This is a genomic window from Methanobacterium sp. SMA-27, from assembly GCF_000744455.1.
Taxonomy (GTDB): domain Archaea; phylum Methanobacteriota; class Methanobacteria; order Methanobacteriales; family Methanobacteriaceae; genus Methanobacterium_B.
In genome coordinates, this window is record NZ_JQLY01000001.1 from 1,617,493 (window position 1) to 1,644,374 (window position 26,882).

The 26,882-nt window shown below is 37.1% G+C and carries 33 protein-coding genes and 2 tRNA genes; 1 reads left to right on the plus strand and 34 read right to left on the minus strand.

Translation table 11 applies throughout. The features are described 5' to 3' along the window. Window positions 1–5 precede the first annotated feature (5 nt). Window positions 6–539 carry a flavodoxin domain-containing protein gene (locus tag DL91_RS07985; protein ID WP_048190993.1) on the plus strand — a complete coding sequence of 178 codons (534 nt, stop codon included), beginning with the start codon at window positions 6–8 and terminating at the stop codon, window positions 537–539. A 156-nt stretch (window positions 540–695) separates the two neighbouring features. On the opposite strand, the gene DL91_RS07990 is transcribed toward DL91_RS07985, so the two are convergent. The 34 genes from DL91_RS07990 to DL91_RS08150 all read right to left on the minus strand — a co-directional run bounded on the left by DL91_RS07990 (window position 696) and on the right by DL91_RS08150 (window position 26,867). Beyond that, window positions 696–2,711 carry a phage holin family protein gene (locus DL91_RS07990; RefSeq protein ID WP_048190994.1) on the minus strand — a complete coding sequence of 672 codons (2,016 nt, stop codon included), beginning with the start codon at window positions 2,709–2,711 and terminating at the stop codon, window positions 696–698. A 344-nt stretch (window positions 2,712–3,055) separates the two neighbouring features. After that, window positions 3,056–4,291, minus strand: coding sequence for an LL-diaminopimelate aminotransferase (locus tag DL91_RS07995; RefSeq protein ID WP_048190995.1), 1,236 nt, complete (start codon window positions 4,289–4,291; stop codon window positions 3,056–3,058). 110 nt (window positions 4,292–4,401) lie between these two features. Then, window positions 4,402–6,081: a glutamate--tRNA ligase gene (locus DL91_RS08000; protein WP_048190996.1), complete on the minus strand. Its 1,680-nt coding sequence runs from the start codon at window positions 6,079–6,081 to the stop codon at window positions 4,402–4,404. Window positions 6,082–6,240: 159 nt separating this feature from the next. After that, window positions 6,241–7,227: a short chain isoprenyl diphosphate synthase IdsA gene (idsA, locus tag DL91_RS08005; RefSeq protein WP_048190997.1), complete on the minus strand. Its 987-nt coding sequence runs from the start codon at window positions 7,225–7,227 to the stop codon at window positions 6,241–6,243. After that, entirely contained in the window at window positions 7,227–8,576 is a 1,350-nt protein-coding gene (locus DL91_RS08010) for an RNase J family beta-CASP ribonuclease (protein ID WP_048190998.1), read from the minus strand. Before DL91_RS08010 ends, idsA begins: the two co-directional genes overlap by 1 nt. Then, window positions 8,566–9,627 carry a type 2 isopentenyl-diphosphate Delta-isomerase gene (gene fni / locus DL91_RS08015; protein ID WP_048192646.1) on the minus strand — a complete coding sequence of 354 codons (1,062 nt, stop codon included), beginning with the start codon at window positions 9,625–9,627 and terminating at the stop codon, window positions 8,566–8,568. Before fni ends, DL91_RS08010 begins: the two co-directional genes overlap by 11 nt. A 10-nt stretch (window positions 9,628–9,637) precedes the next feature. After that, window positions 9,638–10,438 (minus strand): isopentenyl phosphate kinase, encoded by an 801-nt coding sequence (locus tag DL91_RS08020; RefSeq protein ID WP_048190999.1) that lies wholly within the window; start codon window positions 10,436–10,438, stop codon window positions 9,638–9,640. Between the two features lie 141 nt (window positions 10,439–10,579). Next, window positions 10,580–11,566: a mevalonate kinase gene (gene mvk, locus DL91_RS08025; protein WP_048191000.1), complete on the minus strand. Its 987-nt coding sequence runs from the start codon at window positions 11,564–11,566 to the stop codon at window positions 10,580–10,582. A 150-nt stretch (window positions 11,567–11,716) separates the two neighbouring features. After that, complete coding sequence (amrB, locus tag DL91_RS08030) at window positions 11,717–12,556, minus strand: AmmeMemoRadiSam system protein B (protein ID WP_048191001.1); 840 nt, start codon at window positions 12,554–12,556, stop codon at window positions 11,717–11,719. A gap of 113 nt (window positions 12,557–12,669) precedes the next feature. Beyond that, window positions 12,670–13,266: a 30S ribosomal protein S2 gene (gene rpsB / locus DL91_RS08035; RefSeq protein WP_048191002.1), complete on the minus strand. Its 597-nt coding sequence runs from the start codon at window positions 13,264–13,266 to the stop codon at window positions 12,670–12,672. A gap of 76 nt (window positions 13,267–13,342) precedes the next feature. Further along, window positions 13,343–13,537: a 4Fe-4S dicluster domain-containing protein gene (locus tag DL91_RS08040; RefSeq protein ID WP_048191003.1), complete on the minus strand. Its 195-nt coding sequence runs from the start codon at window positions 13,535–13,537 to the stop codon at window positions 13,343–13,345. Between the two features lie 154 nt (window positions 13,538–13,691). Continuing rightward, entirely contained in the window at window positions 13,692–14,948 is a 1,257-nt protein-coding gene (gene eno / locus DL91_RS08045) for a phosphopyruvate hydratase (RefSeq protein ID WP_048191004.1), read from the minus strand. 129 nt (window positions 14,949–15,077) lie between these two features. Next, complete coding sequence (locus tag DL91_RS08050; protein ID WP_048191005.1) at window positions 15,078–15,266, minus strand: DNA-directed RNA polymerase subunit K; 189 nt, start codon at window positions 15,264–15,266, stop codon at window positions 15,078–15,080. A gap of 52 nt (window positions 15,267–15,318) precedes the next feature. Then, window positions 15,319–15,551 (minus strand) — tRNA-Gln (locus tag DL91_RS13635). A 13-nt stretch (window positions 15,552–15,564) separates the two neighbouring features. Next, a complete protein-coding gene (locus tag DL91_RS08055; RefSeq protein WP_048191006.1) occupies window positions 15,565–15,732 on the minus strand; it encodes a DNA-directed RNA polymerase subunit N in 168 nt (55 codons plus the stop codon). An 11-nt stretch (window positions 15,733–15,743) separates the two neighbouring features. Then, complete coding sequence (locus tag DL91_RS08060) at window positions 15,744–16,145, minus strand: 30S ribosomal protein S9 (protein ID WP_048191007.1); 402 nt, start codon at window positions 16,143–16,145, stop codon at window positions 15,744–15,746. A gap of 18 nt (window positions 16,146–16,163) precedes the next feature. Continuing rightward, a complete protein-coding gene (locus DL91_RS08065; protein ID WP_048191008.1) occupies window positions 16,164–16,586 on the minus strand; it encodes a 50S ribosomal protein L13 in 423 nt (140 codons plus the stop codon). Between the two features lie 14 nt (window positions 16,587–16,600). Beyond that, entirely contained in the window at window positions 16,601–16,963 is a 363-nt protein-coding gene (locus DL91_RS08070) for a 50S ribosomal protein L18e (protein ID WP_048191009.1), read from the minus strand. A gap of 14 nt (window positions 16,964–16,977) precedes the next feature. Further along, window positions 16,978–17,766 (minus strand): DNA-directed RNA polymerase subunit D, encoded by a 789-nt coding sequence (locus DL91_RS08075; RefSeq protein WP_048191010.1) that lies wholly within the window; start codon window positions 17,764–17,766, stop codon window positions 16,978–16,980. Window positions 17,767–17,786: 20 nt separating this feature from the next. Then, complete coding sequence (locus tag DL91_RS08080; RefSeq protein WP_013644409.1) at window positions 17,787–18,179, minus strand: 30S ribosomal protein S11; 393 nt, start codon at window positions 18,177–18,179, stop codon at window positions 17,787–17,789. Window positions 18,180–18,204: 25 nt separating this feature from the next. Next, window positions 18,205–18,741, minus strand: a complete 537-nt coding sequence (locus tag DL91_RS08085) for a 30S ribosomal protein S4 (protein ID WP_048191011.1) — start codon at window positions 18,739–18,741, stop codon at window positions 18,205–18,207. Between the two features lie 12 nt (window positions 18,742–18,753). Continuing rightward, on the minus strand, window positions 18,754–19,212 hold the full coding sequence (locus DL91_RS08090; RefSeq protein ID WP_048191012.1) for a 30S ribosomal protein S13: 459 nt from the start codon (window positions 19,210–19,212) through the stop codon (window positions 18,754–18,756). Window positions 19,213–19,388: 176 nt separating this feature from the next. Then, a tRNA-Ser gene (locus DL91_RS08095) sits at window positions 19,389–19,473 on the minus strand. A 237-nt stretch (window positions 19,474–19,710) separates the two neighbouring features. Next, window positions 19,711–20,673, minus strand: a complete 963-nt coding sequence (locus tag DL91_RS08100; protein WP_048191013.1) for an RNA-guided pseudouridylation complex pseudouridine synthase subunit Cbf5 — start codon at window positions 20,671–20,673, stop codon at window positions 19,711–19,713. A 99-nt stretch (window positions 20,674–20,772) separates the two neighbouring features. Further along, a complete protein-coding gene (locus DL91_RS08105; protein ID WP_048191014.1) occupies window positions 20,773–21,003 on the minus strand; it encodes a 50S ribosomal protein L14e in 231 nt (76 codons plus the stop codon). Next, on the minus strand, window positions 20,991–21,521 hold the full coding sequence (gene cmk / locus DL91_RS08110) for a (d)CMP kinase (RefSeq protein ID WP_048191015.1): 531 nt from the start codon (window positions 21,519–21,521) through the stop codon (window positions 20,991–20,993). The genes DL91_RS08105 and cmk overlap by 13 nt, the downstream gene beginning before the upstream one ends. Next, entirely contained in the window at window positions 21,521–21,787 is a 267-nt protein-coding gene (locus tag DL91_RS08115) for a 50S ribosomal protein L34e (RefSeq protein ID WP_048191016.1), read from the minus strand. The genes cmk and DL91_RS08115 overlap by 1 nt, the downstream gene beginning before the upstream one ends. Before the next feature lie 276 nt (window positions 21,788–22,063). Beyond that, complete coding sequence (locus DL91_RS08120; protein WP_048191017.1) at window positions 22,064–22,645, minus strand: EMC3/TMCO1 family protein; 582 nt, start codon at window positions 22,643–22,645, stop codon at window positions 22,064–22,066. 34 nt (window positions 22,646–22,679) lie between these two features. Continuing rightward, a complete protein-coding gene (locus tag DL91_RS08125; protein ID WP_048191018.1) occupies window positions 22,680–23,237 on the minus strand; it encodes an adenylate kinase in 558 nt (185 codons plus the stop codon). Next, the gene (secY, locus tag DL91_RS08130; protein WP_048191019.1) at window positions 23,234–24,580 is read right to left on the minus strand and encodes a preprotein translocase subunit SecY; all 1,347 of its coding nucleotides are present in this window, start codon (window positions 24,578–24,580) and stop codon (window positions 23,234–23,236) included. The genes DL91_RS08125 and secY overlap by 4 nt, the downstream gene beginning before the upstream one ends. A gap of 42 nt (window positions 24,581–24,622) precedes the next feature. Further along, on the minus strand, window positions 24,623–25,060 hold the full coding sequence (locus DL91_RS08135) for an uL15 family ribosomal protein (RefSeq protein ID WP_048191020.1): 438 nt from the start codon (window positions 25,058–25,060) through the stop codon (window positions 24,623–24,625). A 117-nt stretch (window positions 25,061–25,177) separates the two neighbouring features. Beyond that, window positions 25,178–25,633, minus strand: a complete 456-nt coding sequence (rpmD, locus tag DL91_RS08140; RefSeq protein WP_048191021.1) for a 50S ribosomal protein L30 — start codon at window positions 25,631–25,633, stop codon at window positions 25,178–25,180. Between the two features lie 8 nt (window positions 25,634–25,641). Beyond that, the gene (gene rpsE / locus DL91_RS08145) at window positions 25,642–26,289 is read right to left on the minus strand and encodes a 30S ribosomal protein S5 (protein WP_048191022.1); all 648 of its coding nucleotides are present in this window, start codon (window positions 26,287–26,289) and stop codon (window positions 25,642–25,644) included. Then, window positions 26,289–26,867: a 50S ribosomal protein L18 gene (locus tag DL91_RS08150; RefSeq protein WP_048191023.1), complete on the minus strand. Its 579-nt coding sequence runs from the start codon at window positions 26,865–26,867 to the stop codon at window positions 26,289–26,291. The genes rpsE and DL91_RS08150 overlap by 1 nt, the downstream gene beginning before the upstream one ends. Between the last annotated feature and the right edge of the window lie 15 nt (window positions 26,868–26,882).

Here is a 26,882-nt window from a genome sequence, read left to right on the forward strand (position 1 = left end):
TTAATATGAAAGCATTAATAATATATGGAACACGTTATGGGACTGCAACTGGAATTGCAGAGGAAATATCAAAGGTTTTAAAAGAAGAAAATGTTGATGTTGATCTGGAAAATGCTAGGGAAAAAAAGGAATTAGATGTAACCTCCTACGATCTTGTTGTTGTTGGCAGTGGAATTAAAATGGGTAAATGGACCAAAGCAACAATGAACTTTCTCAAAAAGAATAAAGATGCACTTTCAAAACGCAAAGTAGCATTATTTGTTACCTGCGGAGCTGCTAATGAAGAAAAAACAATTGCCGAAGGACAGGAAAAATATTTAGACAACATTGCAAAGGAAAACCTTATCAACGAACCAATTGCAACAGGACTCTTTGGTAGTGTATATGATCCTAACGCCAAACAAGGATTGATTTTCAAATTGGTGAATAGATCCATTAAAAAGGAACTTGAAAAACAGGGAAAGGATCCAAATAAAAAGCATGATTACAGAAACTGGGATGAAATTAGAGCCTGGACTAGAAATTTAACAACCAAATAACCATATAAACAAATAATAATTGTTTTAAAATCTAAAAATCCTATAAAATTAAAAATAATCTAAAATACTACCAAAAATAATTTTTTTTTATTAAAAAATAATATCCTCTAATTAAACTATAAAAAAATTGCTTAGTTTATTCATAAAAAACTATCTTCATTGAATTGTTTTTTCTATCTCAGATTTGAATAATTGGTAAACCTTTTCAGCACCAATTAGATCGTTTTTAATTTCCCAATCTTTAGGATGTGAAATAAATGGATAGGATTGTTCGCCTCCAATTCCACCATGACTACCAACCAGCTCTTCAAATGCTGCTACTTCATTGCTTACAGGATCATACATACTCATGACCAGAACATCTGGAGTGTATCTGAAGCTGTTCGTTCTTCTTATATGATCCGCTGCATTTGGGCCGAAGTTAAGAAGAGGATTCTCTCCTTCAATAGTATCATCCTTTAAATAATATGTTCCTTTATTACCTATTACTAGTGGGCCATGTTTCTCAGAATTAACAAGTATAAATCCTATTCCAGGATGTTGTGCAAGACCCGGCATAAGATCTGGATATATTTGTATCAACTGTTCATAATTGAGTCTTTCAGTATGATCCGTTAAATATACCATTCCCAAATTACCCGAAGCCAATACGTTTACATTAGCATCCAGCTGGGTTACCTCTTTAGGTTTCACATTATATTTTTGTATATATTCATTAACATCCTCTGTTTTATCCCTGAAATAACCTTTAACCCGATCCCCCGGTGCTGTAAATGCTACTCCAAAATGGTCTCCTGTAGTTGGAGACATGTCTGCAAATATTAGAGCTTCAGCAGGCAGTAATCCCCTAACTAGTTCTTCTAATGTTAGATCATAGCGTTGTTTGAATGTTGCACCATTTGTCTGACCATGATCAGAATGTATAACCAATTTATACTTTCTGTGGGCAAGTAAAGAAGCCATTTCAACACGGTGGAACTGTTTATCAATACTTCTAAGGGCATCAAATGAATCTTTATCCCTTGTACCAGAATGATGTGCAATTTCATCATAACCTAGATATGTAACATATGCCACGTCAACATGTCCCTTAAGTACATCACCAATCAGCGCTAAAGTTGTAATTTCTCGTAAAAATACATTGGCACCTGCTCTTACAAATGGATAGATAATTCCACGTTTAATACGTGGATTAATATTTTTTATTGCGTGCATTAACTGTGATTTGTAATCAAGAATACAATCGTATAAAAATAGGGATATTATCCTGCTGAAGTTAGAGGAATTAGAAAATACATAACGCCATGCACGGTTATAAAATTTTCCCAAATTCTTCATTTTACTGAATGTAAATATAACATCCTCTGCATCACCTGAAAAAAGATTTGATCTGCTTGCACCGTTCATTGAAAGTAATCCGTTTCCATCTGATATTCTCTCTTCAACAATTGGAGCATCACTTAAACCTGTTGATACCATGAATTTATTATTATTTTCCTTTTCAACCCAGCGAAATGCTACTATATCCTCATTATTACCGTGTAAAATTCCTGCTTGGCTTGCACCTGTTTGGCTTGAAAGATCTGTTTCCCATCCACTTAAAACATGTACACCGTCATCTAACCATCTTTTAAGAGTAGGCATGTATCCCTTTTCAACTGCTTCCAATAGAATGTTCTTTGCCAGGCCATCAATTTCCATGAATACAACGCCGGGCTTATCTTTTATATTTTTTTTATCAAATTTCTTGACATTTTTTCTTATTGCTCTATACCATGCTGCATCATCATCTATGGTTATGATTCCTGCAAGTAACGTTGAAATTGCAGCCATTCCTATAGGTGCTAAAATTAAGGCAGCACCATCAATGGTGACTCCCTCTACAAAACCCGTTGCAAACCAGATTAAAGCCCCATTTATCAATAAAGAACCTATTCCAACTGTAAAAATCATGAATGGGAGTAAAATACGGGATAAAATAGGCCAGAGTAATGCATTTAATATACCAACAATACCGGCAGCAACAAAAGCACTTTCCCATGAATCTAATGTTAATCCTACAGAAAGATAAGCGATCAACAGAAATCCTAATGAAGAACCTATCCAAAGTATTATTGTACGCCAAAACCAATAAAATCTTGATTTATGATATTTCTTGTCATAATCTTCCATTTAGACCACCGATTAAAATTCTTTCTGTTAGAGAATACTATTAGATATTAGATTTTATAAACTGTTTATAAATTTAAACTCTATTAATATTTTAGCCACTTATACAGTAACAATAATGTTTAATTGGGATTAGATTAAATAAAATTTTGCAATTCCATTCATTTTCATTGTTAACTTGTAAATAACTTGTTAATAATAATAGTTATTCTATCAATTGAATCAATAAAAAGTGATAATAATCTAATAATAACATCTGTGTAAAAAAGTTAGATGAAATCAAAAATAATAATTTAAACTATAATTTCATAATGAAAATAAATAAAAAATAGAAAAAATGGATTGGATTAAATAGAAAGTTTAGAAATTCTATTCATGGCTTCTATAGTATTTTCCAGTGTATTGAAAGCTGTTAATCTGAAATAACCTTCTCCACTTGGACCAAATCCTACACCAGGTGTTCCAACTATATTAGCCTTGTTAAGGAGTAAGTCGAAAAATTCCCATGAATCCATATTTTCAGGTGTTTTTACCCAAATATACGGTGAATTCACTCCACCGTAGACTTTTAAACCAATTTTTTCCATACTTTTCCTTACAATTCCTGCATTTTTAAGATAATATTCAATTGATTCCTTGATTTCTTTTTGACCCTCTGGTGAGTAAACTGCTTTGGCTGCAACCTGTACAGGATAGGACACTCCATTGAATTTGGTTGTCTGACGTCTGTTCCATAATGAATTTAGATCATGTTTCTTCCCTTCAGAATCAACTGCTGTTATATCTTTTGGTACAACTGCAAATGCACATCTAGTACCAGTAAAACCTGCATTTTTTGAGAAACTTCTAAATTCTATTGCAACTTCCTTAGCACCTTCGATTTCATAAATACTTCGAGGTATATCTTCTTCTGTTACATATGCCTCGTAGGCTGCATCAAAGAGGATTATTGAATTATTTTCTCTTGCATAATCAATCCATTTAGTTAGCTCTTCTCTTGTAAGACCTGTTCCTGTGGGATTGTTGGGCAAACAGAGATAAATTAGATCAACTGGTGTTTCTGGAAGTTCTGGAATGAAATTATTCTTAGCGGTACATGGTAAATATACAATTCCTTTGTATTGTCCATTATCCTGCATTAGGCCGCTTCTCCCTGCCATTACATTACTATCAACATATACTGGGTAAACAGGGTCGGTAACTGCTATTATATTCTCAAGTCCAAATATTTCCTGTATATTGGCTGTGTCGCATTTGGCTGCATCGCTTACAAAAATTTCGTCTGTAGACAATTCAACTCCAAGTTTTTTATAATCTTTTTCTATTATTTCTTCTCTCAAAAATGAGTAGCCCTGTTCTGGTCCGTACCCCATAAATGATTCAGCCTCTCCCATTTCAAGTACTGCACTTTTAAATGCATCCACCACTGCCTTAGGAAGTGGGCGTGTTACATCTCCTATTCCCATTTTAATTACCTGTGCATCTGGATTTTCTTTTTGAAATTTTTCAACTCTTCGGTTGATCTCGGCAAATATATAGTTGCTTTTCAAAAGTAGGTAGTTTTCATTGATTTTTACAGACATTTTAATTAAACCTCATTTAAAATTTTTTTATTATATTAAAAACCCTTCCATCCAATTAGATACTAAGTTAATTTTATTGAATACAAAGATTGGCTTTTTATATTGAATTTTCATTTATGTGCAAAGTAGAACTGGATCTCTTTATCTGTTACATTATCTACACGTGCAAATCCAAATCTTTCAAACTGTACAACATCATCCACCTTAACATTTACAGCAGATGGTTCTACAAATCCTGTTGTAACAGTTGCATCGGGCATTACAACTTTGGATTTTATGGATCCTTCTACAGGCACCCACTGTATGATCATTGCTTTAGCTTTTCTTGCCTCTTCAAGGTCATTGCTGTGATAAGAAGTTGTTCCTTTATTAAAACTCACGTTTACTGTATCGATAAGTCTTAATATTCTTCCATCCCCGGTTTTTTTAAGATCTTCTGTAGTGATATAAAGTTCCGGTCCAAATGGAATTTCACGACTGCCCCTTTCAGGATAGTCTGGGTGTAAAGGCCTTTTTATTATTCCAATTTCAGATTCTGGAAGGTTTTCTATGTTTATCTTTGTGGGGTTAGGAACATAGAAGTACCTGTTTGATATTTCTTCGAGTATTGTACGGTTCAGTCCATAGACCTTCTTCCAGCTTACAGTTGCATCTGATATTTTGGGTCCGATCTCCATCATTAATTCAGTTATTGCTTCCTGTTTTATTCCCCTACGTGCAATTGCACGTATAGTTCCAAGTCTTGGATCATCCCACCCTTTATACAAACCATCTTCAATTCCCTGCCTTGCTTTGGATGTGCTCAATGCTACATCTTCCATTTTAAGTCGTCCATAGTGTATGAAAACTGGTACCTTCCATCCAAAGTGGTTGTAGAGATATCTTTGTTTTTCACTGTTTGCAAGGTGATCCTTTCCTCTTAGCACATGTGTAACACCCATTAAATGGTCATCAACAGCTACTGAGAAATTCATCATAGGATAAATTTTATATTTATTTCCTGTTAGGGGATGTTTTTCATCTACAACCCTCATTGCGACCCAGTCTCTTATTGCAGGATTTTTATGTTGAATATCTGTTTTAACTCGGAGTACTGCTTCTCCTTCACCCATGGTTTCCATTTGTTTCCACAGTTTCATACTGTGTTCAACTGGTAGTTCGCGGCAAGGACATGGTTTTGATTCATCTTTAAGTATTTTAAAGTCTCCTCCTTTACATGTACACATGTAGGCCTTTCCCATATCTATGAGTTTTTCAGCGTATTCATAGTATATTTCTATCCTGCTACTCTGCACATATTTTTCCTGCCATTCCACACCCAACCACTTTAGATCTTCCTCCATCATTTGGTAAGCGTTAGGGTCAACCCTTCGAGGGTCTGTGTCTTCAATCCTAAGAATTAGCTTACCACCATAACGTTTAACATATTCTTTGTTCAACACTGCCGCCCTTGCATGTCCGATATGTAGGGGACCCGATGGATTTGGAGCAAAACGTAGAACAACTTTCCCTTTAACATCTGGAAGATCAACAAGTCCTTTCTCCTCTACAGGTTTCTTCACTTTCATTCCGCCGAGCTTGTCCAGTTCTGATTTCTGAAGTTCAGGATCCATTGAATTTACCTTTGTAACAATTTGGGATGCAATTTGTGCAATTTTTTTGGCTTCGCTTCTTAGTTCGGCATGTGTTGCCATTACAGAACCCATAATAGCTCCATTACTTGCTTTACCCTTATGTTTCACTGCATTTATCAGTGCATGTTTGTAAACAATTTCTTCAAGGTTACTCATGAAAATCAACTCCAGTTATAAGCATGATAATTTTTTAAAATCACTAAATTTGTGAAATACACTTAATTATTTGATAATTATAAAAAAATTTTTAATTTAAGAAAAAAATGTCATTGATGAAAATTTGAAAGAAACATTTAATTTTGTTTAAATATTTTCTTATTTGTTTCTCTGTAGAACATAGTCTGCAATTTTTGCAAGCGCAATTGTTGCTTCTGATTCTTCCAGTGTTTCCAGTATTTTTTTAGCATTTTTAACATGTTCAAGTGCAATATCATGGGTGTATTTTATTGAACCATATTTCTCGAAAAGTTCCATTGCTCTTGCCACATTTGTATCTTCTTCTGCCTTTAATATGGACACTAACTCCTCTTTATCCTCATTTGAGGCATTTGAAAGTGCGTGTACAACCAATAAGGTCATTTTTCCTTCGATAATATCGCTTCCAACAGGCTTTCCAAGATTTTCTTCATCGCTTATAACATCAAGGTAATCATCCTGTATCTGGAATGCGAGTCCAATAAGCCTACCATATTCTGTTAGAGTATCAACTTGATCTGGTGATCCTCCACCAATTATTGCACCTGATCGTGTTGCAGCTGAAATAAGAGCCCCTGTTTTCTTGTAGATCATGTTCGTATATTCATCTTCACTGACATCGAAGTTTCCCTCAAAGCACATATCAGATGCCTGTCCTTCACATATTTTGATACAAGAATCAACAACTGTTTTAAGGGCTTCTATAACACGTTGGTATGAAACACCATCTACCTCTGTTTGTAGAACAGTTTCAAAAGCTTTTGAGAATAATGTATCACCTGCGAGTATTGCCATTGGCTCTCCCCACATTACATGTACACTAGGTCTTCCCCGTCTCTTATCATCTTTATCCATTATATCATCGTGTATCAATGAAAAAGTATGTATAAGTTCCACAGCAGCAGCAGTTTTAAGTGCTTCTTCTGCATGTCCACCAACTGCTTCTGAACTTAATACAACAAGGGAAGGGCGGATTTTCTTTCCACCAGCTTCTATAAGATGTAGTGTTGATTTTTGAAGTTCATCAGGGTCAACTGAGATAAGTGAATTTTTTATCTCTTCATCTATGCTTTTTGAATATTTCTTTAAAATATCAACTACTTCCATCAAACTCCTCCATTAAACACCTGTGCCTGTCCATTACGTAATATATGAATATCATTACCTAATTTGTAACCTTCTTCCTCTGCAAGTTCTGTGTATGCAGCCAACATATTCAAATTACCATGTGATGGTATTAGATGTTTAGGGTCGAGCATTCTTATGAAATCTCGATGGTCTTCTTTGCCTGCATGACCAGAAACATGTGCATTGGTAAATATTCTTGCACCACTTGATTTAAGTCTTCTTTCCATGAGGTTACGGTTGGCTATGTTCATTGGGTTAGGTATTACAGATGCAGATATAACAACATTGTCTCCTGGCCTTACATTGAACATGGTTTTACCATTTGCTATCCTTGGAAGGAGTGCATCTGGTTCTCCCTGGTGTCCTGTTGCAACAAGTACATATTCGGATCTGTTTTCATCTGCCCTTGCAAGAGCTCTGTTTACAGCCTTTGGACTTCCATAAACACTTGCAGTTTCTGGAAGTTTAAGTATTCCCATTGTTTCTGCCATTGTACAATAACGTTCCATTGACCTTCCTAAAAGTAGGATTTTACGGTTACTCTCATCTGCAATATTACAGATTGCCTGAATCCTCTCAATATGTGAGGAAAAAGTTGTTATAAGCATTCCAGTATCTTCTTTTAATGGTTCTTCCATTATATCCTTGAGCACCATTCTTGCAACTTTCTCAGAGTGAGTTTTCAATTGATCATCTTCTGCTGCTCGAGTTGTGTCAACTATAAGTGCTAAAACTCCTTTTCGCCCCAGTTCCCTGAATCTCTGGTAGTCCGGTGGCGGTGAAAGTGTCTGGTGGTTGTCAAATTTAAAATCGTTTGAATATACAATTATACCCTCTGATGTGTGCAGTGCAGGTGTAACTGTCTGCGGTATACTGTGGGTTGTGCGTACAAATTCCAGTGTTATGTCTGGAGATATCTGAATCTTTTCTCCTGAATTTAATACTTGAAGTGGATTTGTGACTTTGAACTTCCTTTCTCCCTTTATGGTTTTCTCAATTAATGCCATTGTGTATGGTGTGGCTATTAATGGAGCTTCATATCTGTGTGCTAGTTTTGCAACTGCTCCTATATGGTCCAAATGTCCATGTGTAAATACTATTGCCCTTACCTTTCCATCTACATCCTTCATAAGTGTGTCGTCTGGTATGATTCCCCTTTCAATAAGGTCCAAACTGTGCATTCTTGCTATATCTGTGTCTTCATGGATATGAATTCTATCTAGGTGTATTCCCATGTCGAATATTACAACATCTTCACCCACCTTTATAGCAGACATGTTTTTGCCTACTTCTTCATATCCTCCTACTGCTATTACTTCAACGCTCATTCTGTGATCTCCTCGCGTATTTTTTTGTGTCGAAACCTCTTTCATTGAGCCATTCCCTTGTATCGCCTTTAATAATAAGGTCTGATTTTCTAAGTTCTGCTATGTTTGATGCTCCGACAAGGAACATTGCAACGCGGAGTTCCTCATTAAATTTATTAAGTTTATTAATTACTGATTCATGTCCAATATAAGCTTCCTTCAAAAGTGGCAATGCAACACCTACTGCATCTGCCCCCAAAGCTAAAGCTTTGGCCGCATCCAAACCGCTTCTTATACCGCCTGATGATATTACTGGTATTTCAACTGACTCACAAACCTCTACAGTACTTGCTGCACTTGGTATTCCCCAGTCCCAGAAAAGATCCCCCATGGATCTGTCATTTGCCCGGTATGTTTCTACAGCTGCCCAACTTGTGCCACCTGAACCTGCAATGTCTATTGCACTGACTCCTGCACTTTCAAGTTTTATAGCATCTTCAGCTTTGATACCTGCACCAGTTTCCTTGGCTATAACCGGTATTTTAAGGGTTTTTGAAATTTCTTTTATTGCATTAATATGTCCTCTTGCATTTACATCACCTTCAGGCTGTATAGCTTCTTGTAATGGGTTTAAATGTACTGCAAGCGCATCTGCATTTATCATATCAACTGATTTTTGTGCCAATTCAATTTGTTGACAACCAATGTTTCCAATTATAAATGATGATGGTGCTTCTTCTCTCACAACTGTGTATGTTGATTCGAGTTCGGGATTTACTGCTGCTGCTCTCTGGCTTCCAACACCCATCCCAATATTGAGTGTGTTCACTGCCTTTGCAAATTCCCTGTTAATGGATAATGCAGCTGGATGTCCTCCAGTAATTGCAGATATTAAAAAAGGTGAATCCAATTTTTTACCAAGGAATTCTATTGAAATATCAATGTCTCCCTTGTTCACCTCTGGAAGGGCTTTGTGGACGAGTTCTATCTCCTCAAATCCTGTTTTCTTCCTGTATTCAACTTCGCAGTTTTTACACAAGAGTAAATGTTCTAATTTTCTGTCTGAAATCATTTTTTTTCCTTCATTTTTCATTTCGTATTAAAGTTCCTATTCCTTTTTCACCGTTTAGGGCTTTTTTTATATTATTATCGTGATTTGCATTGATTATTTCCGATTCAATACCAATTTTGGCTAGTTCTAGTAGTTCTCCGAGCTTTCCACCCATGCCACCAGTTACATCTACGGTCTGAATATTATCTGTTGATTCCAGTTCTTTGTGGGATGTAACCACTTTCATAAGATGTGCATCTGGATATTTCTTTGGATCCCTATTGTATATCCCGTCAACATCAGAACCTAGAATAACCTTTTCAGGCTTCAGATTCTCTGCCAGATATTTTACAATCTGATCACCAGATAGTACAGCCATTTTAATTTTTTTGTCCAAGTCAAGTACAACATCGCCGTAGAGTACTGGAACAAATCCTAAATCTAAATATTTTGAAATTAAATCCAAATCTGCATTTATTATACGTTTGTTATGTGTTTCTATGAATGATGATGGTTGTATTGACACTGCTGGGATTTCTTGTTCCACTAGATGTTGACATACCAATGCATTCAGGTTTTTGACCGAATTTTGAGTTTTAGAGAACCCCATTTTTTTTCGGGTAAGTTCTTGTGTAGATTTTATTTCACTGCCTATGGCATATTCTTTGGCGTATGGATGGCCGAATGAACCTGCTCCATGCACTACAATTAATTTATGATGGGATGAGTTTGATATTTCTCTGGCAATTCTAGTTAGATTATTTGAATCCAGAGTAGGAGTTAATGAATCCTTGCGGGTTATAACGCTTCCACCAAGCTTTAAGATTATCAATTAAGCACCATTATTATTTGTAAATTTATTTTGTGTAAATCATTATCATGTAACAAAAATTTTAGGGAATTATAATTAATTTTATCTCTGAAATTTTTGTTCTTATTTACTTTTATGATTTTATAATATTTTTTTTGGAATCTATTCTTTGGATTCCAGTCTAACTCCCTCAATGGATATATTTATTTTGAATGCATTTTCAAATTTATTTATACAAGATATTACTTCTTCTACTCGTCCGGGGCAGTAGGCTATTATGCTTCCACCTCCACCTGCTCCTGTTATTTTTGATCCGAGAGCACCTGTTTTACGGGCAAAGTAAACCATTTTTGATAATTCTTCTGTATTTACGCCTAATGAATCCAGTAATCCATGGTTAATATTCATGAGTTCCCCAATCTTCTGTTGGTCTCCATTTACTAATGCTTCACGTGCATGGTTTGTAATTGATTCCATTGAGTTGAGTATTGGATTCATTATTTGTGGATATTTTTCCACTTTAAGTTTTACAGTTTCTACTAATTTTCCTGTGTTGCCTCTTTTGGATGTGTATCCAATTATTATTGGAATTTCTGTATTTATATCTAGGGTTATGATTTCTTCAGCATTCTTTGAAAGGTAGATTACTCCACCATGGGTGCTGAGAGTTGTGTCAATGGGACTTGCTGCACCCTGTACTTCCAGTTCAACCTGGTAGGCTAGTTTTGCTATTTCGTCCCTTGTAAGATGTATATTGTTGTATATTGATGAAGATAATATTGTTGCAACTGTAATCGCTGCTGATGATCCTAATCCTGCACCAATGGGTATGTCAATATTTATGGTTACTTCCAATCCATCATTTGTATTGGTTTTTATTAGGGATTTCAGAACGTATTCTAGGATATTTTTCTTCTCATATTCTCCATTATCAAATTCTATTAATCCTCTTTCAAGGTTCAAAAATCCTGATACTCCCAGTTCTTCTACATTTACATGGGTTCGGTTGTCTTCACGTTTTTCTATTTTTACGTAGACCCTTCTGTCAACTGCAGCTGCTATTGCTGGTTTGCCATAGACTACTGCGTGTTCACCGAACAGGATTGTTTTTCCTGGTGCAGATGTAGTAACATGCTTTGTATTTAACATGATTGATCATTAAATGAATTTTAGTGATGGTTAATAAATTTTTATTTACTTGAATTTTATTATAAACCCTTGAATATCTAATTTTTTTTTATTTATTAATTTCAAGTTTTGATAATCTTTTAAATAGGGACTATATTTTCTTGGATGATTTTATCTGAACACTGCTGATGCGTATGCAACCACAGAACTTTTATCTCCTGTTGTGTCCCCGCTTGTTGCATATTTTTTTACTTCGCAGTTAGTGGCTCCCATTTTCTTTGTTGCAACCATTGTTGCTGCTACTGGACCGTATCCACACATACTAACATTAAGCTGTTTTACACGGTTTATCATTAATTTTTCATCCATTGCTTTAATTGCTTCTATTACCTGCATATCCTGTGCTTCAGCTATGTTTTGAGGTTGGTAGTGTGTGAAGTCTGTGCTTGCAATTACAACTACATCTCTTCCAAGTTTACTGGCTGTTTTCTGGATTGAATCACCAATTTCAATTGCTGTTTCTAGGTCCTGCATCCACATGGTCACTGGAACAAATTGGAAATCTGGATTTAAATACTGGAGAAATGGCAGTTGAACCTCTGCACTATGTTCTTTTATATGTGCAGCAGGATTTATATCTATTATATCTGCATTTTCCACCATAAGGTCTGCAAATTCACTATCTATATCTACTAATCCTAATGGTGTTTCCCATGAACCTTGGTTCATGGTTGATATTCCTGATCCCATTCCTGTGTGATTGGGGCAGAGTATTATAAAGGTTTCTGGAAATCCATCCTCTGCAATTTCATAGTAACTGTGTGCCGCAACAGGACCTGAATAAATGTACCCTGCATGAGGTGCTATAACACCTTTAATATTTCTTTTGTCTCCAATTTTGGGAATGCTTCCAGGACCTAAATGGTGTTGGAAGCACCACTCTATTTGTTTTCTAAGTGAATCAGGATCTTTTTCATAAAAAACTCCTGCAACTGCAGGTTTTCTTATCATAAAACCACCTCTACTTTTTTTATGTAAACAAATTATTTTGAGTTAAACAAAATTTTCATTAATACTGGTGTTATAGTTCCTTTGCATGGCTTAATTTCATTAATCTATCTATTTTACATCTTCAGTTCGAAGTCTGTTGGAGGAATATCTAGATCTTGGTCTTCTGCTAAGTCTCCTCTTCCTCTGAGTGTTTGTCTGGCTAATAACCAGTAGACTAATGCTATTGCTTTTCTTCCCTTGTTATTTACTGGTACAACAATATCCACATTTCCAAGAAGGTTTTCTGTATCGCATAATGCCACTACAGGAATTCCTATCTGTCTTGCTTCAATTATTGCCTGTGAATCTGATCTTGGATCTGTTACAACCAGTACTTTAGGTTCTATGAATTTAGCATAATTTGGATTTGTTAATGTTCCAGGTATGAATCTTCCAGGTATTGTTTTTGCTCCTGTGATCTGGCCGAATTTTTTAACTGGTGCCTGTCCATATTGTCTGGTTGATACAACCAGTATATCATCTGCATCATATTTTGAAAGGAATTTTCCTGCAGCCACTATTCTGTCGTTAGTTTTTCTAACGTCAAGCACGTAAAGACCGTCTGCCCTTACTCTGTATATATAGCGCTCCATATCCTTAGTTTTTTGCTGTGTACCAATGTGTAAACCTGCTGCTAAATATTTGTCCAATGGAATTAATAGTTCTGACAACTTATCACCCTCATATTTGATATTTAATTTATTTGTAAAAATTTTGTTTTTTTTTGTTGTATTTTAGAGTATGAATTTAATCATCATCCTCAACTACAACTGCTTCGTTTGGGCAGACATCCATGCATACTTCGCATAGACTGCATTCTTCTTTGTTTTGTATTACAACTTTTTCCCCATCAAGTATGAGAACTTCCATTGGGCAGACATCTATGCATTCTGCGCAGTCTGCTCCTTCACATTTATCGTGGTCTATTGTTATTTTAACCATATTTTTATCTCCAATAATTTTTTTTTTGTTCATCAATGGATGAATTAGCTTGCATAGATTATCAATGCTATTTTTCAATTGTTTTTATTTTTAATCCCAACATTATATCCTGTTTAATGTTATCAGGAATGTTTGGTATTAAATTTTTTTTAGCTTACCTGTATTTGGTTATGTCTGCCATTTTAGGGTTGCTCATTTCTTCTTCTATTCTTATAAGTTCGTTGAGTTTAGCTATACGTTCTCCGCCAACAGCACCTGTCTTGATTATTGGGCATGAAAATGCCACTGCAAGGTGGGCTATTGTATCGTCTGTTGTTTCACCTGAACGGTGTGATACAACTGGTACGTATTTATTATTACGGGCTAACTCAACTGTCTTGTAAGTATCAGTTAAAGTTCCTATCTGATTTGGTTTGATTATAATTGCATTTCCTGCCTGTTTATCTATTCCCTCTGCTAATATTTCAGCATTGGTCACAAATAAGTCGTCACCACAGATAAGGGCTTTTTTACCAGATTTTTTGGTTAGATCTGCAAATCCTTCAAAGTCACCTTCTCGGATTGGGTCTTCAACAAAGTAGTAGCCATAGGTGTCTATTAACTCTGCAACATAGTCAACCTGTTCGCCTGTACTTCTTCGTATTCCTTCTTTTGCATAGACATATTCCTTTGTTTCTGAGTCCCAGAATTCACTTGCTGCCATGTCCATTGAAGGTTTTACAAGTACACCTGTTTCATTGCTCACGGTTTCACATGCCTTGACTTGTATTTCAATGGCTTCCTGATTGGTGAGGTTGGGTGCCCATCCTCCTTCATCTCCTTTTCCGCCTGTGAAAGTTTTATCCTTGGCTTGTATGAGTTCTCTGATCTTCTTGTGAACGTTCACGTTGGTGAACACTGCTTCTGTTATAGTTTCTGCACCCACTGGAACTACTAAAAATTCCTGAATATCTGGTGCATTTTTACCTGCGTGTGCTCCTCCGTTGATCATGTTTCCAAGGGGAAATGGAATTTCTGTTTGCATGTTTCCGCCCAGGAATCTGTAGAGTGGCATGTTGTAGGATGATGCAGCTGCTTTGGCTGTTGCCATACTAACAGCAACTGTTGTGTTACCGCCTATGGAAGCTAGATTTTCTGTACCGTCGATTTCCTTTAAAACAAGGTCTATTTCGTTTAGGTCTTCTGCATCCATTCCAATAAGCTCTGATGAGATTATATCTTCAACTTCACCTATTATTTTGTCCACCCCTCCCTCAGGGAATGCAACTACTTCACGGGCTCCGGTACTTGCTCCGCTGGGAGCTGCAGCCCGTCCAAAACCGTTCCATGTTACTACATCCACCTCTAGGGTTGGGTTTCCTCTGCTATCTAAAATTTTTCTTACACGAATGTCTTCAATAACGCTGTCCACAAAAACACCTCTTTCTAAAAAATAGTGGTTATTTAGGTTGTTTTGGTTATTAAATTTGAATAATTTAATTAAATAAATTTATTTTTCCTCGGGAATCTTAGAAAAACTTGGATTTCATTTAAATAGAAATTAAATAGTTTTTCTTCTTACATCAAGGGGTAATTTATTCTTTTTAAGTTCAAGCAAGGCAATGTCTATTGGATCAATAGAATCTGCTTTAGATACATCTACCTGTGGATCTGCACCCATAGATAATTGTAATGCTCTTGCACCTATTATTCTTGCTTTTTCAAACCTTGTGAGTTTTTTAGCAGCCATAATATCTTCTCCCTATTAAATTATTTTATTTGTCATAGAAATGAAAGTGTAGTGGGGCCGCCGAGATTTGAACTCGGGTCTCCAGCGTTCCGGTGTATTAATTGACCATCCCCGTTCCAGTCGATGAAATATTTTAACTTGGAAAATTATTCAAATTTTGATCTAAACTTTTGGATAGAAATTTCTATGATAAGAAATTTAATTTTTAAGTGTAGAAATATAATTTCCTATGCTGGATACTTCTTTCAATGGCTGAGAGGATGGACCAAGCTACCCTACGGCCCCTATGATAAATTTTTTACCATACCTCTACATGTGCTATGAACATTCTTCTGCAACAGTACCTTGAGATTCCAAGTTCATCTAAAACTTTCTTAGGGTCTTCCCCTTCTTCGGTTCTTTTTTGGTACTCTTCAAAGTATGCAGATACCACTTTACCGCAGCTTAAACATCTTACAGGGATCATTTTGAATCAGCTTACCTGTAACTCTTTTGTTTCCTTGCTCTTGCTCCGGGACCACCATATTTTTTAGGTTCGGAACGGCGCGGATCTCCAACCAGCATGGTTCTGTCGTACTGGTTATACTTTTCTTTAAGTTCCATGTCGCTGGTCCATTGTACAAGTCCTTTGGCTATTACCATTCTGGCAGCCTCAGCCTGTCCCATAACTCCTCCACCTGCAACCCGTACGTCTATATCAACGTCATTTAAGAGGTCGCCTGCGAGTGTTAATGGTTCTTTTATTTTTAATCTTGCAAGTTCTGGATCGTATAGTTCAACTGGACTTTTGTTGATCCTGACACGGCCTTTCCCTGTCCTGAATCTGCCCCTTGCTATGGCAGTTTTCCTTTTTCCACTTGTGTGTATTACCTTCTTCATCATTACACCTTTTTATCCTTAAAATTTAGATCCAAGTAATGTTGATACTGTTCCAAGTTCAATGCTCTTGGTTATGTTCTTTGGTTCTGCTTCAGGTATCCTTGTTAGTTCTGCAGATTCAAATTCCGTTGGACATCCAACATAAACCTTTAGTAACTTGAATGCTTCTCTTCCATGAGATTTTTTGTAAGGTATCATTCCTCTTACAGTTCTCCTGAAAATATCATCTGGTCTTCTAGGGTATTTTGGTCCCATATCTCTAGGGTTGGATATGCTAGCCCTGTCTATTCTCTGTTTATATTTATGGTAAGCCCAATCCCTGCCACCAGAAATCATTATTTTTTCAGCGTTTAAAACAGTTACACTCTCACCTGCGAGTATGATCTTGCTGATTTTACTTGCAAGTCTTCCCAGTACGAGTCCTTCTCCGTCTATGATCATATACTACACCTTCTTTATTCTATTATCCTTATTCCGCTTCCCTTAGGATTTTTTTCAACAGCCTCAAGAATGTTCATACATTCTCCTCCTGCTGTTGCAATTTTTTCCTCGGCACTCTTTGAGAAGCCCATGGCTGCAACTTTCACCTTGTGGTCAAGGCTTCCGTTTCCTAAAACTTTTCCTGGCACGAGTATTACTTCATCAGGAGATGTGTACCTGTTTATATCGGATATGTTGACTTCTGCAGTTTTTCTTGTTGGTCTTTCAAGTCTTTTTGCAATGTCCTTCCATATTGCAGCGTCTTCTGAATATGATTTTTCTTTAAGAGTCACCACAATCTTCTTCAGATTGGGGTTTGTCTTTGTAAGTTTCACCATCCTTAAATTCCTCCTTATTTACAAAATTCTATGATCTTCTCAGATTTATCAGATAGGATGTCGCAAGCTCTTTTTAGAACTTCTTCTGGAGATAGTGATCCATCGGTTTCGATTCTGAAAATGTATTTGCCTTCCTGGCCTTCAACAGTTATTGAATTTGTTGTGCATCCTCTTACACAAGTTTTGCACATTGAACAGTTTTCAAGATCAACCACTTTAACTAGGTTTTTCTTTTCATCAAATTCATATACTCCCCTTGGGCATTCTTTTGCACACAATCCACATAACTCACATGTTTCGGTATCTATGGTTATCTGTGGGTAGTATTTGTATGCACAGGCTGTTGTTGGCTCCCATTTAGCATGTTCGAGTCCTTGTCCAAGTTTAGCAATTGCTATTAGCTCTACTTCTTCTCCTTCTTTGAGTTTGAGTAGTGGTATTGTATCATTGTAAGGTACAACTTGAGGATCCTGGGATTTTAGATCTCCAGAATATACTGTTTTAGGACCTTTCTCCTTTAGAAGGAGTGATACACTGCATCTTGGGCATGTTTCCTCACAATCACATTCTGATGCCAGTACCATTGATTCTATGTCTGTTGTTAGCGGCACAAGTCCCAGTCTGTGTGCTAGGGCTTCGTCAAATATTTTGGCGTCGTTTTTTAAGATCTCCACCGTTTCAACTGCCATTGTTGGGACTTCCACTGTGGATATCCTTCTTATGGCATTTATAAAGGCATCGTTGACCCCTTCTATTGAAAACAACAAAAAGTTCTCATCCTTTTTTTTGATATCTATTTCCATTTTAGACACTCTTCACGCTTTTAAACCCTTCTGCCCCTCTTACCTCCAGGTCTGCCTGTACCGTCGTGTGGTATTGGGGTTACATCTTCAATTTTACCTATTCTTATTCCTGCCCTTGCAAGTGCCCTTATTGTGGCCTGTGCACCGGGTCCTGGAGTTCTTGGTCCATTTCCACCAGGAGCTCTTACTTTTATATGAAGTCCTATTATTCCCTTTTCCTTAACATCTTCAGCAGCACGTGTTGCAGCTTCCATAGCTGCAAATGGTGATGATTCCTGCCTGTCTGCACGAACAACCTTTCCACCAGACCACTGGGTAATGGTCTCTGCACCTGTGATATCTGTTACAGTAATTATGGTGTTGTTGAAGGATGAGTAAACGTTAGCTACGCCCCATTTCTCTTTTTCTGCCATTTATATCACCTTATTTTTATTAATATTACTCATTTTTTTCTTCTGCAGCTGCTGGCTTGGTTGCTTCCTTCATGATCCTTTCCATTGGGGAACCAGGATAAAATCCTATGGTTTGTTCCTCGCCTGTTTTGACCATGTAGCCTGGTGCATTTATTTTTCTGCCGTTCATTGCTATGTGTCCGTGTACAATGAAGATCCTTGCCTGTTTGGCTGTGTTTGCAAGTCCAAGGTTGTGAACAACTGTTTCCAGTCTTCTTCTAAGTACATCTTCAACTGTTAAATCGAGTATGTCTTCGAGTTTTGCATCTGCCTTGAGCATACCGAGTCTTTTTATATGGTTTAAGAGCTGTGCCTTTTCAAGTTCAGCATGTTCTGTATCCATACCGAGTAAGAACCTTGCATCTCTTCTGTACCTTTTAATGGTAGTCTCAGCTTTCCAAACTTCTTTTTTAGTTCTGAGCCCATATTTAACAACTAGCTTGTTTTCTGCTTTTATACGAGCTGCGTTCCATGGGTGTGATGGTGTATCATATTGCTTTCTTGCCTTTCTTGGATGTCCCATATCATAACCTCCTTACTGTGGTCTTCCTCTTCTCCTTCTAACTCCAACAGATGAACCTTTCCTGAAGGTTGACTTGGTTCTCTGACCCCTGACTGGGAGTCCTACCTCATGTCTTCTACCCTTGTAGCTTCTGGTTTTCTTCATTCTGTTTAAGTCGTCCCTTAATCTCATTGTAAGGTCAGATTCTATTAGGTGGACTGTTTCACCAGTTTCATAATCGTTACGCCTGTTTAACATCCATTCTGGTAAATCAAATTTTTGAGGTGCTTTAACAGCCTCTTCAAGAACCAGAACATCTTTATCTGGCAGGTATCCTATTTGCATTGTTGCATCAAATCCAGCAACTGTGCACAGTGCCCGTGATAATGCCCTTCCAATACCTTTGATATCTGCAAGAGCGTTTTCAATTGTTTTTTTACCGTCTACATCCCTACGGGAGATACGGACCATGTGTTTAAATTCCTCTTCCATAAATTAACCTCCACTCTTCGTGTACAATTTTGTAATCTTAGTTTAGTAAAAAATTTTTTTGATTATGATCCTCCAAAAAATTCATTATTTCCATATATCTCAAGAGATTATGAAAATTTTTGATATTTTTTTTCATCCAGATCTATGATCGTTTTTACTTCTAAAATATCTGTGAACGCCGGGACTGGGATTTGAACCCAGGCGGAGACGAACTCCACAAGATTTCCAGTCTTGCGCCTTACCAGGCTAGACTATCCCGGCATGAAAAACCGTCTTTAAACCCTTCAATTTCAACCGTACAGCACAGACAAATAGAAAATACTATTTATCATTCACACTTTCACAGTCCTTACTGGTTTTTAAATTTTTAATATTTTTATTTAAATCCAGTACAGGGTTTAAAGTATATATTAATGTGTCTTTTGGCCTCGCCCCTAATGTTATTTTAGAGGTTCTACGGTGTAAATTTCTGGAAGTTAATGTTTAAAGAACAGAATTTTACTTCCACATCTTTGGATATGTTTCAGGTTCCATAAATACCTTTTTTATATTTATCATTATTCCCTTATTTGATTTCAAGATCCCTGCTGAATTTTCAACAGTTTCACCTGCTGCAACGAGTTCACCTTTAAGTGTGAGCACTCTAACAGTTTCTACTTTATCAATGTTAGGGGAAAGTTTCAGAATTCCTCCTGAAGCAAGATCTGCACCATGGCATATGGCATCCACAGCTGAATCCCTTACTATAACCTGTTTGAGATGTGTGACTGCTGCTTCCATTGGAAGTATGCATTCTCTTATTTGAGTTTCGTCATTTTCTTCAGTTAGGTAATAGTAAGCATCTGTTAGATCTTGAAGTGTTTTAAGTGTTTCGTCTTCAGTGAATGGTCCTGACTTAGTTCTTCTAAGTTCTGCCATGTGGGCACCAATTCCAAGTGCTTCTCCAATATCATGACAGTACTTTCTGATGTAGGTTCCTCCTTCGCAATTTATGCGGAAGAGAACATCCTGTCCATCGATTTCTATGATGTCAATATTGTATATTGTTCGAACCCTTAATTCACGCTTTACAGCGGATTTGAGGGGCGGTGTCTGGAATATTTTCCCTGTAAATTCCTGGAGAATATCCCGAATTCTCTGTTCACTGATTTCCTCATGAAGCCTCATAAGGCATACATATTCCTTAGGAGCACCTAAAAGCATCTGGATAACACGTGTTGCTTTGTTTATTCCTATGGGAAGTACACCTGTGACTCTAGGGTCGAGTGTTCCACCGTGGCCTGTTTTCTCAACGTGAAGAATCCTTTTTACCCATGAGTCAATCTCATGGGAGGTTGGGCCCATTGTTTTATCTAGATTCACAACTCCTTTGGAGATGTGTTCTTTTATTGGTCGCTCGTCGGGTTTAGATCCAAAATATGGATCTGTTTCACCTTCGGCTTTTATGAGAAGTTCTGCCATTAAAATGACCTGTTAAAGACGTTGCATTTAATTTTTTTATCTAATATTGTTTGGGTTGACTATATTTTGAAACCCTATGTTTTACAACGTCGTATAAACTTAAGCTATTGCTGCTTCAAGTTCTTTTTTTATTGCTTCAACATCATCGGATTTTATTTCTATTGTCTGGTCAACTGGTTCGAGATGTTTTATGTTGCATTTTCTGTTTTTCATTGCGGTTCCAACTACTTCAACAAATTTGTCATCTATGACTTCAACGATAACACATTTCTCGCCTGCTTCCCTTCCTGCTATTTTAACACATATTCTTCCTACTTCTATTGCTGGCATGAAATCACCTCAGTTACTTTTAATATAATCTCTGCTATGCCCTCGGGTTTGAAACTATGACTGTTTATAACAATGTCATAAACTTCCATATTTCCAATATCGATTCCGTGTATCTCTTGATAACGGGTGGCTTCGCTTTCTCCTCTTGTAATAATTTCTTTTTTTACAGTTTCTCTGGTTTTGCCTTCCCTCATACATATTCGTTCTGTTCGAATATCTTGGGGTGCTACAAACCATATTTTGAGGTCTGCTTCAACGAAGTGCGCTGAAAGTCTACCCTCAACAATTAAATCTGTATATTCTTTGGCTAACTGTGCCTGTCTTCTGTCGATTTCAAGGTCGATTTCATCGTTACCTTCGGCGAATTTACCAAACTCCATTATATCCATACCTTTTTCAACAGCCATTTGACGAAATATTTCGCCAGCTGATAGATATGGTATTTGAAGTTTTTCCGACAGTATCTTTGCAGCAGTTGTTGTACCGCTTCCTGCCAGACCACCGATGGTGATGATCATTACAACCTTGCCTCTTGTTTGAAGACTTGGCGAGCACACTCTGAACAGAGGTTTCCACCATAAGGCCTGTTAGGTCTTTTCTTTGACTTTGATAGTTTTCTTATTTGGTATGGTCTTCCCCTTGGAACGGAGTGAAGTTGCTTACCACATTCAGCACATATGTGCTTGGATGGTAGCTTCTTCTTATAGTGAAGAACTGTTTTTCCTCCAGGGGTTTTTTTGAATGTTCTTTTGTATGATCTAGATCTGTACCTTCCTTCTGGCATACACACATCTCCTCAAATTTTTATTTATTTAAATTTATTATAAAGCAAGTAACATGATGTTTTAACCAATAATTGGTTTCATTATAATTTATTAATTATAATTAAATATTCATCGTAGATTTTACTTGCGATATTATCTTTAACTCTGTTAAACTGGTTTTTAAAACTTGTATTCTATCCTAAAAAGTTTCCAGTAGAACTACTAGTTCTGTGTAGAATTCATTTTAGTTACTTAAGATTGGATTTAAAATGTAAATATGTGGTTGAACCACTTTTTTACATTGCTCCTCCCTTGAGTCCCAGTAATTTTCTCCATATCAGGGACATTGCAAATGAGCACAGTATGTACCATCCAAGCCATTCAATTGCAAATACAGGAACTCCTGCAGATTGATGGTAGAATGTATGGAATATTGGCACCAGCAACACATAATATGCAAAGGTGGGTATATTGAGCCACATAGTGTTTATGAGTGGATTTCCAGCCATCCAATAGAATACTATGATTATTGGCACGAATGTTACAATCATTGGTTTGAAGGAGTTGAACATCATCTCCTTCTGTAGACTCATAAATTCAGTCTGTTTTTTCTGCATATCTGCCATTGCCTTCGGGTCACCTGATTTCTGGGCAGCCATCATATCCTGCTGGAATCCTTTCATTTCCTTTTGCAGGAATTGTAAACGGTCCTGGTCAACTAGTAATTTGTTGGCCACTGTGATAACAAAAGCCACTACTGTAGCTATTATAAATACTCCTATGATTGCCCCGAAAAATGGATTGTTTGGATTAGAAACCAGTGTTAGAAGGGGGTTAAGTATAGGATTTAATACTTGGTTAAGAATTGAAAAGTCCATGTTTTTATTCCTCTCTTAATATAATCGTGTATAATCATTTTAATGTTTTCACCATCTCTTCAACAGCTTCATCTAGTCTGTTGTCGTGGTTTTCTATGATCTTTACTGTTGCACCAGTTAGAACTGCGTAGGCCATTGCTGCTGCCCTATTCATTTCCTGATGGATGTCTATATCCTTCAGTCTTTCTGAGTCCCTTGTTCTAGTTGTGTCGCTGATGCGTCTTTTTAGAATTTCATCGCCATCAGCTTCCAGTAGAACAAACATATCTGGTTTCAGCTGGTCTAACACCCATTTAGGAAGTCCTGGTAGAAATCCTGATGGTGTTTTTATGGTACAATGTGTGTCAACGATTATGTTACTTTGCTCGGACTTCTCTCTTATACTTTGTGCAGCATTTTCTTGAACTTCCTTTTGCATGTCTGGTGAAAGTTTCCGGAGTGAATCTCTGTCCACTACAAGACAGTCACTCTTTGCTATTTCTAGCATAACATCACCATAGTTCACATGCATATAATCAAGTTCTTCTAATACTTTTGTAAGCACTGTTGTGCTTCCTGATCCTGGAATCCCTGCGACTACAACCAATTTCATTTTGAATCACCTAAAAAATTCCTTAGCATTGGGTGCATGTCCATGAGTTGTTCTTGGGCTATTTCTTCGTATAGTTTGTAGACTATACCAACTGTCAGCAGAACACCTGTTCCTCCTCCAAGTGCGCCTGTTAGATCTGCTCCAAATGCAAGTAATCCAACAAATGCCCCACCAAGTACTGTTATGGCAGGAATATACCGTTTGAGTATCTTTTCAAAGTGTGCTCTGCTGCTTCTATGACCTGGTATCTGCATTCCCATTCCATGCAACTGTTTTGAAACCTGTTTAGGCCCTATACCACTTAATTCAACCCAAAGTACAGCAAATAATATACATGATGCTATGAATACAACACCGTATATCAAAACTCGCAAGGGATCGGTAAATAGTATACCAAGGGAGTTTGGTGGTGTCAGAACATATGCAAGTCCATTTATGGCCTTACCATTGGTTACAGTTCCCAAGATTGGGAACCCAATCTTCTGGAACATGGCTGCGAAAAGCTGTACATTCAGTAATAATGCACTTGTTAATATAACTGGCATGTTACTTGCGTATATGAATTTGAGTGGGTATTTTCCCCTTGCTCCTTTGACTCCCCCATATGATAGGGGTATTTCAACACGCATACTTTCTGCATAAACAACTATTAGGAATACCACTATGGTGGCTATTACAGGTAACAGTAAATAAAATCCAGGTTGTCCAACTGTTAGGGAGTATATAAATCCGGGTATTGCTCCAGCTGGAGCCTGAGATCCTGCCGGAACCAGTGGGTTTAATGATCCAACCACTATCTGTTCTGCAACACCTGCTGCAATAAACAGTCCAACACCGCTTCCGAATCCCCATTTTGAAACAACTTCATCAAGGAATATTATTAATATTCCTCCAATAGTTATCTGTAGAATAAGAATCCATTGTAATCCTGGTGTTGATGCAGGTAGTGCCCCTGTTAGTACAAGGACTGATCCTTCAAACAATGTGAATATGATTGCAAGGAGTTTCTGTGTTCCCTGGAAAAATGCTTTGTCCTCGGGTTTTGAAAGGTCAAGATTAATTATCTTACCCCCAACCAGCAGCTGCAGTATAATGGATGCCGATACTATGGGTCCAATACCTAAAGTTATTATTGAACCGAAACTACCAGCCATAACAGCTCTTAAATTAGCAAACTGGTCAACTGCACCTGAACTTAATCCAAATAGTGCTACTAAACCTAGTACGAAGTACAGGACTAATATCACACCTGTCCATTTGATTTTCTCTTTAAATGGTACCCTGTAGGTTGGGGATTTTACCTGGGGTAACAATGAGAAGATTGGTTGTATTATCTCTTTCAATGACCTTCAACTCCTTGCCCTAGAAATACATTAAAATTTCAATTAAAGGGTAATTGCTTCTCCTCCAGCTTCTTCAATTTTTTTGAGAGCTGACTTGGAAAATTGTGGGGATTTAATTGTTAGTGCTTTACTAATCCTGCCCTTCCCTAAAACTTTGTTGTAACCTATTTCAGTTACATCTATTACTATTTTTTTCTTATCTTTAGTTGCTAATCCTTTGGAAACAAGTTCTTCACATTTTTCATCTAGATAGTCAACATTTACAGGGTTGTATTCATATACACTTCCCTGTGGTCTTTTAAAACCGTATTTACCGAAGTGGTTAGGATCGTACTTGACCATCCATGTCCAATGGTGTTTGTGTCCACCGGCCAAACCTTTTCCACCTCTATGACCTGCGCCTCTGTTGTTCTTGGAACATCCTCCGGCCATTGTTCTGGAACCTCGCAATTTACATACTTTCCTTGTTTTTCTTATCATTAAATCACCTTGATGATATTTGTTAGTAGAATTTCTGGTAAAATTTTGGGGGATATTTAATTTGTTGTAGAAATATTTTAACAAAGATATGATTTAAACCTTTTAAAAAGGTTTGTTTTAGATCATCTTTGCAACAAGTTCGTTAATATTTCCCCTGTTTCCCAGGCTTCCTCCTTCTTTAAAGCTTTTTTTGGTTGCTTCGTATCCTCTCCTTGGAGGATGTAGTCTGAAAACTGATTTTATTCCAGCATCTTCAACAGTAGCTTCTCCAGCTACAACAGCCTTTGCAAGTTCTTCTATTGAAGAGAAATCTGTGTTTTCTTTAATATATTCTTCTGTAACATTAACATTACCTGAGAGTTTTCCACGTTTGGTTATGATTTGGGTAATTGTTTCCTCATCAATTTCTCCCCAGGTGATGTAGTCCTTTGCCTTCACTAACATTCCTTTGTAAGTTGGATCTTCGTGTAGAAGGACTAGGTGGTTGATTCTTGTGAGTTTTAACATGGACATGGTGTCTTGTATACCTTTCTTTACACCGGTTCTGCCCCTCACTCTTACTACTGCGATCATGTTATCACCTATACTATACATCCTAGATTTTTGAGGTCTCTGGTAGTTGCTTTTACTTTGCTCAGTTCTTTAAGTGCTTCAAAAACTGCTCCTGCAAAGTTTATGGTTGTCTGTGTTTGGCCCATTGTCTGAGACCATACATCGTCTATACCTGCTAGTCCTAGGATGGTTTTTCCAACATTTCCTATTGCTAGACCTACTCCACCAGGTGCTGGTATTAGGGTGACACGAACACTTCCTCTTTTACCTTCAATTTTGAATGGTACTGTGTGTTCCCTACCGCAGACACATCCCCAGTCACCGCAGCCTCTTCTAACTTTTATAATGTTAAATTTGGCATTGTCAACTGCTTTTCTTATTGCAGGTCCTACCTCTTTGGCTTTTCCCTGTCCAAGTCCTACGTAACCATTTTTATTCCCTACAGCTACTATAACTCTGAAGTTAACTTTACGACCAGACTTATGCATTCTCTGAACAAGGTTTACATCCATGACCTCTTCTTCAAGGTCGGGTAGTAATGTGTCTACTATTCCCAATTCCATTATTGGAAGGCCTTTCTCAAAGATCTCATCGATATCTGTTATTTTGCCTTCTTTAACCAAATGCCCTAACTGGGTTTTTGGTACAAATTCTTCTTTAGTGTAATTATTTGCCATTATACCCCTTCCTCAATCTTCTGTTTTATTGATTCAAAATGATCAGGGAGGTCTTTTGGAGATAGTCCATTTTTAATGTACTGTGAAAACTTTTTCTCCACCTCTTCGTCACTTAGGGATTCAGCATATGCTGCAACATGATCTCCCCTTATCCTTTCATCAGCAGGTAATATTACATCGTTGTGAGGTACATTGAGTCCTCCGTCAACTGCTCCCTTGAGTACTGCAAATATTTTTGCACCCCTGGTTGAGGATTTAAGGCCTATGTCTAGTACAGCATTTTCTATTCCTGCTTTCTGTGCTTTTTTAGCAACTAAAAATCCTGTTAAATATGCTGCAGAAGTGTTCTTTCCACTTCCTAACCATCCCATTTTTTTAAGTTCATTTGAATGTGCTGAAACAACAGTTTCATCCCCATCCACATTAACATTAATTATTTGGGCTATTGTATGTTGGTTAGTAATTCTTACAACCAATCTAGACTTGTCTAACCCTATAAGGTTCAGTCTTGCCCTATAATCTGTTTTTCCTTCTCTTCTTCTTTTAAATGCGAGTTTATATCTTGAACTGTGTGCCAATTTCATTCCCCCGTC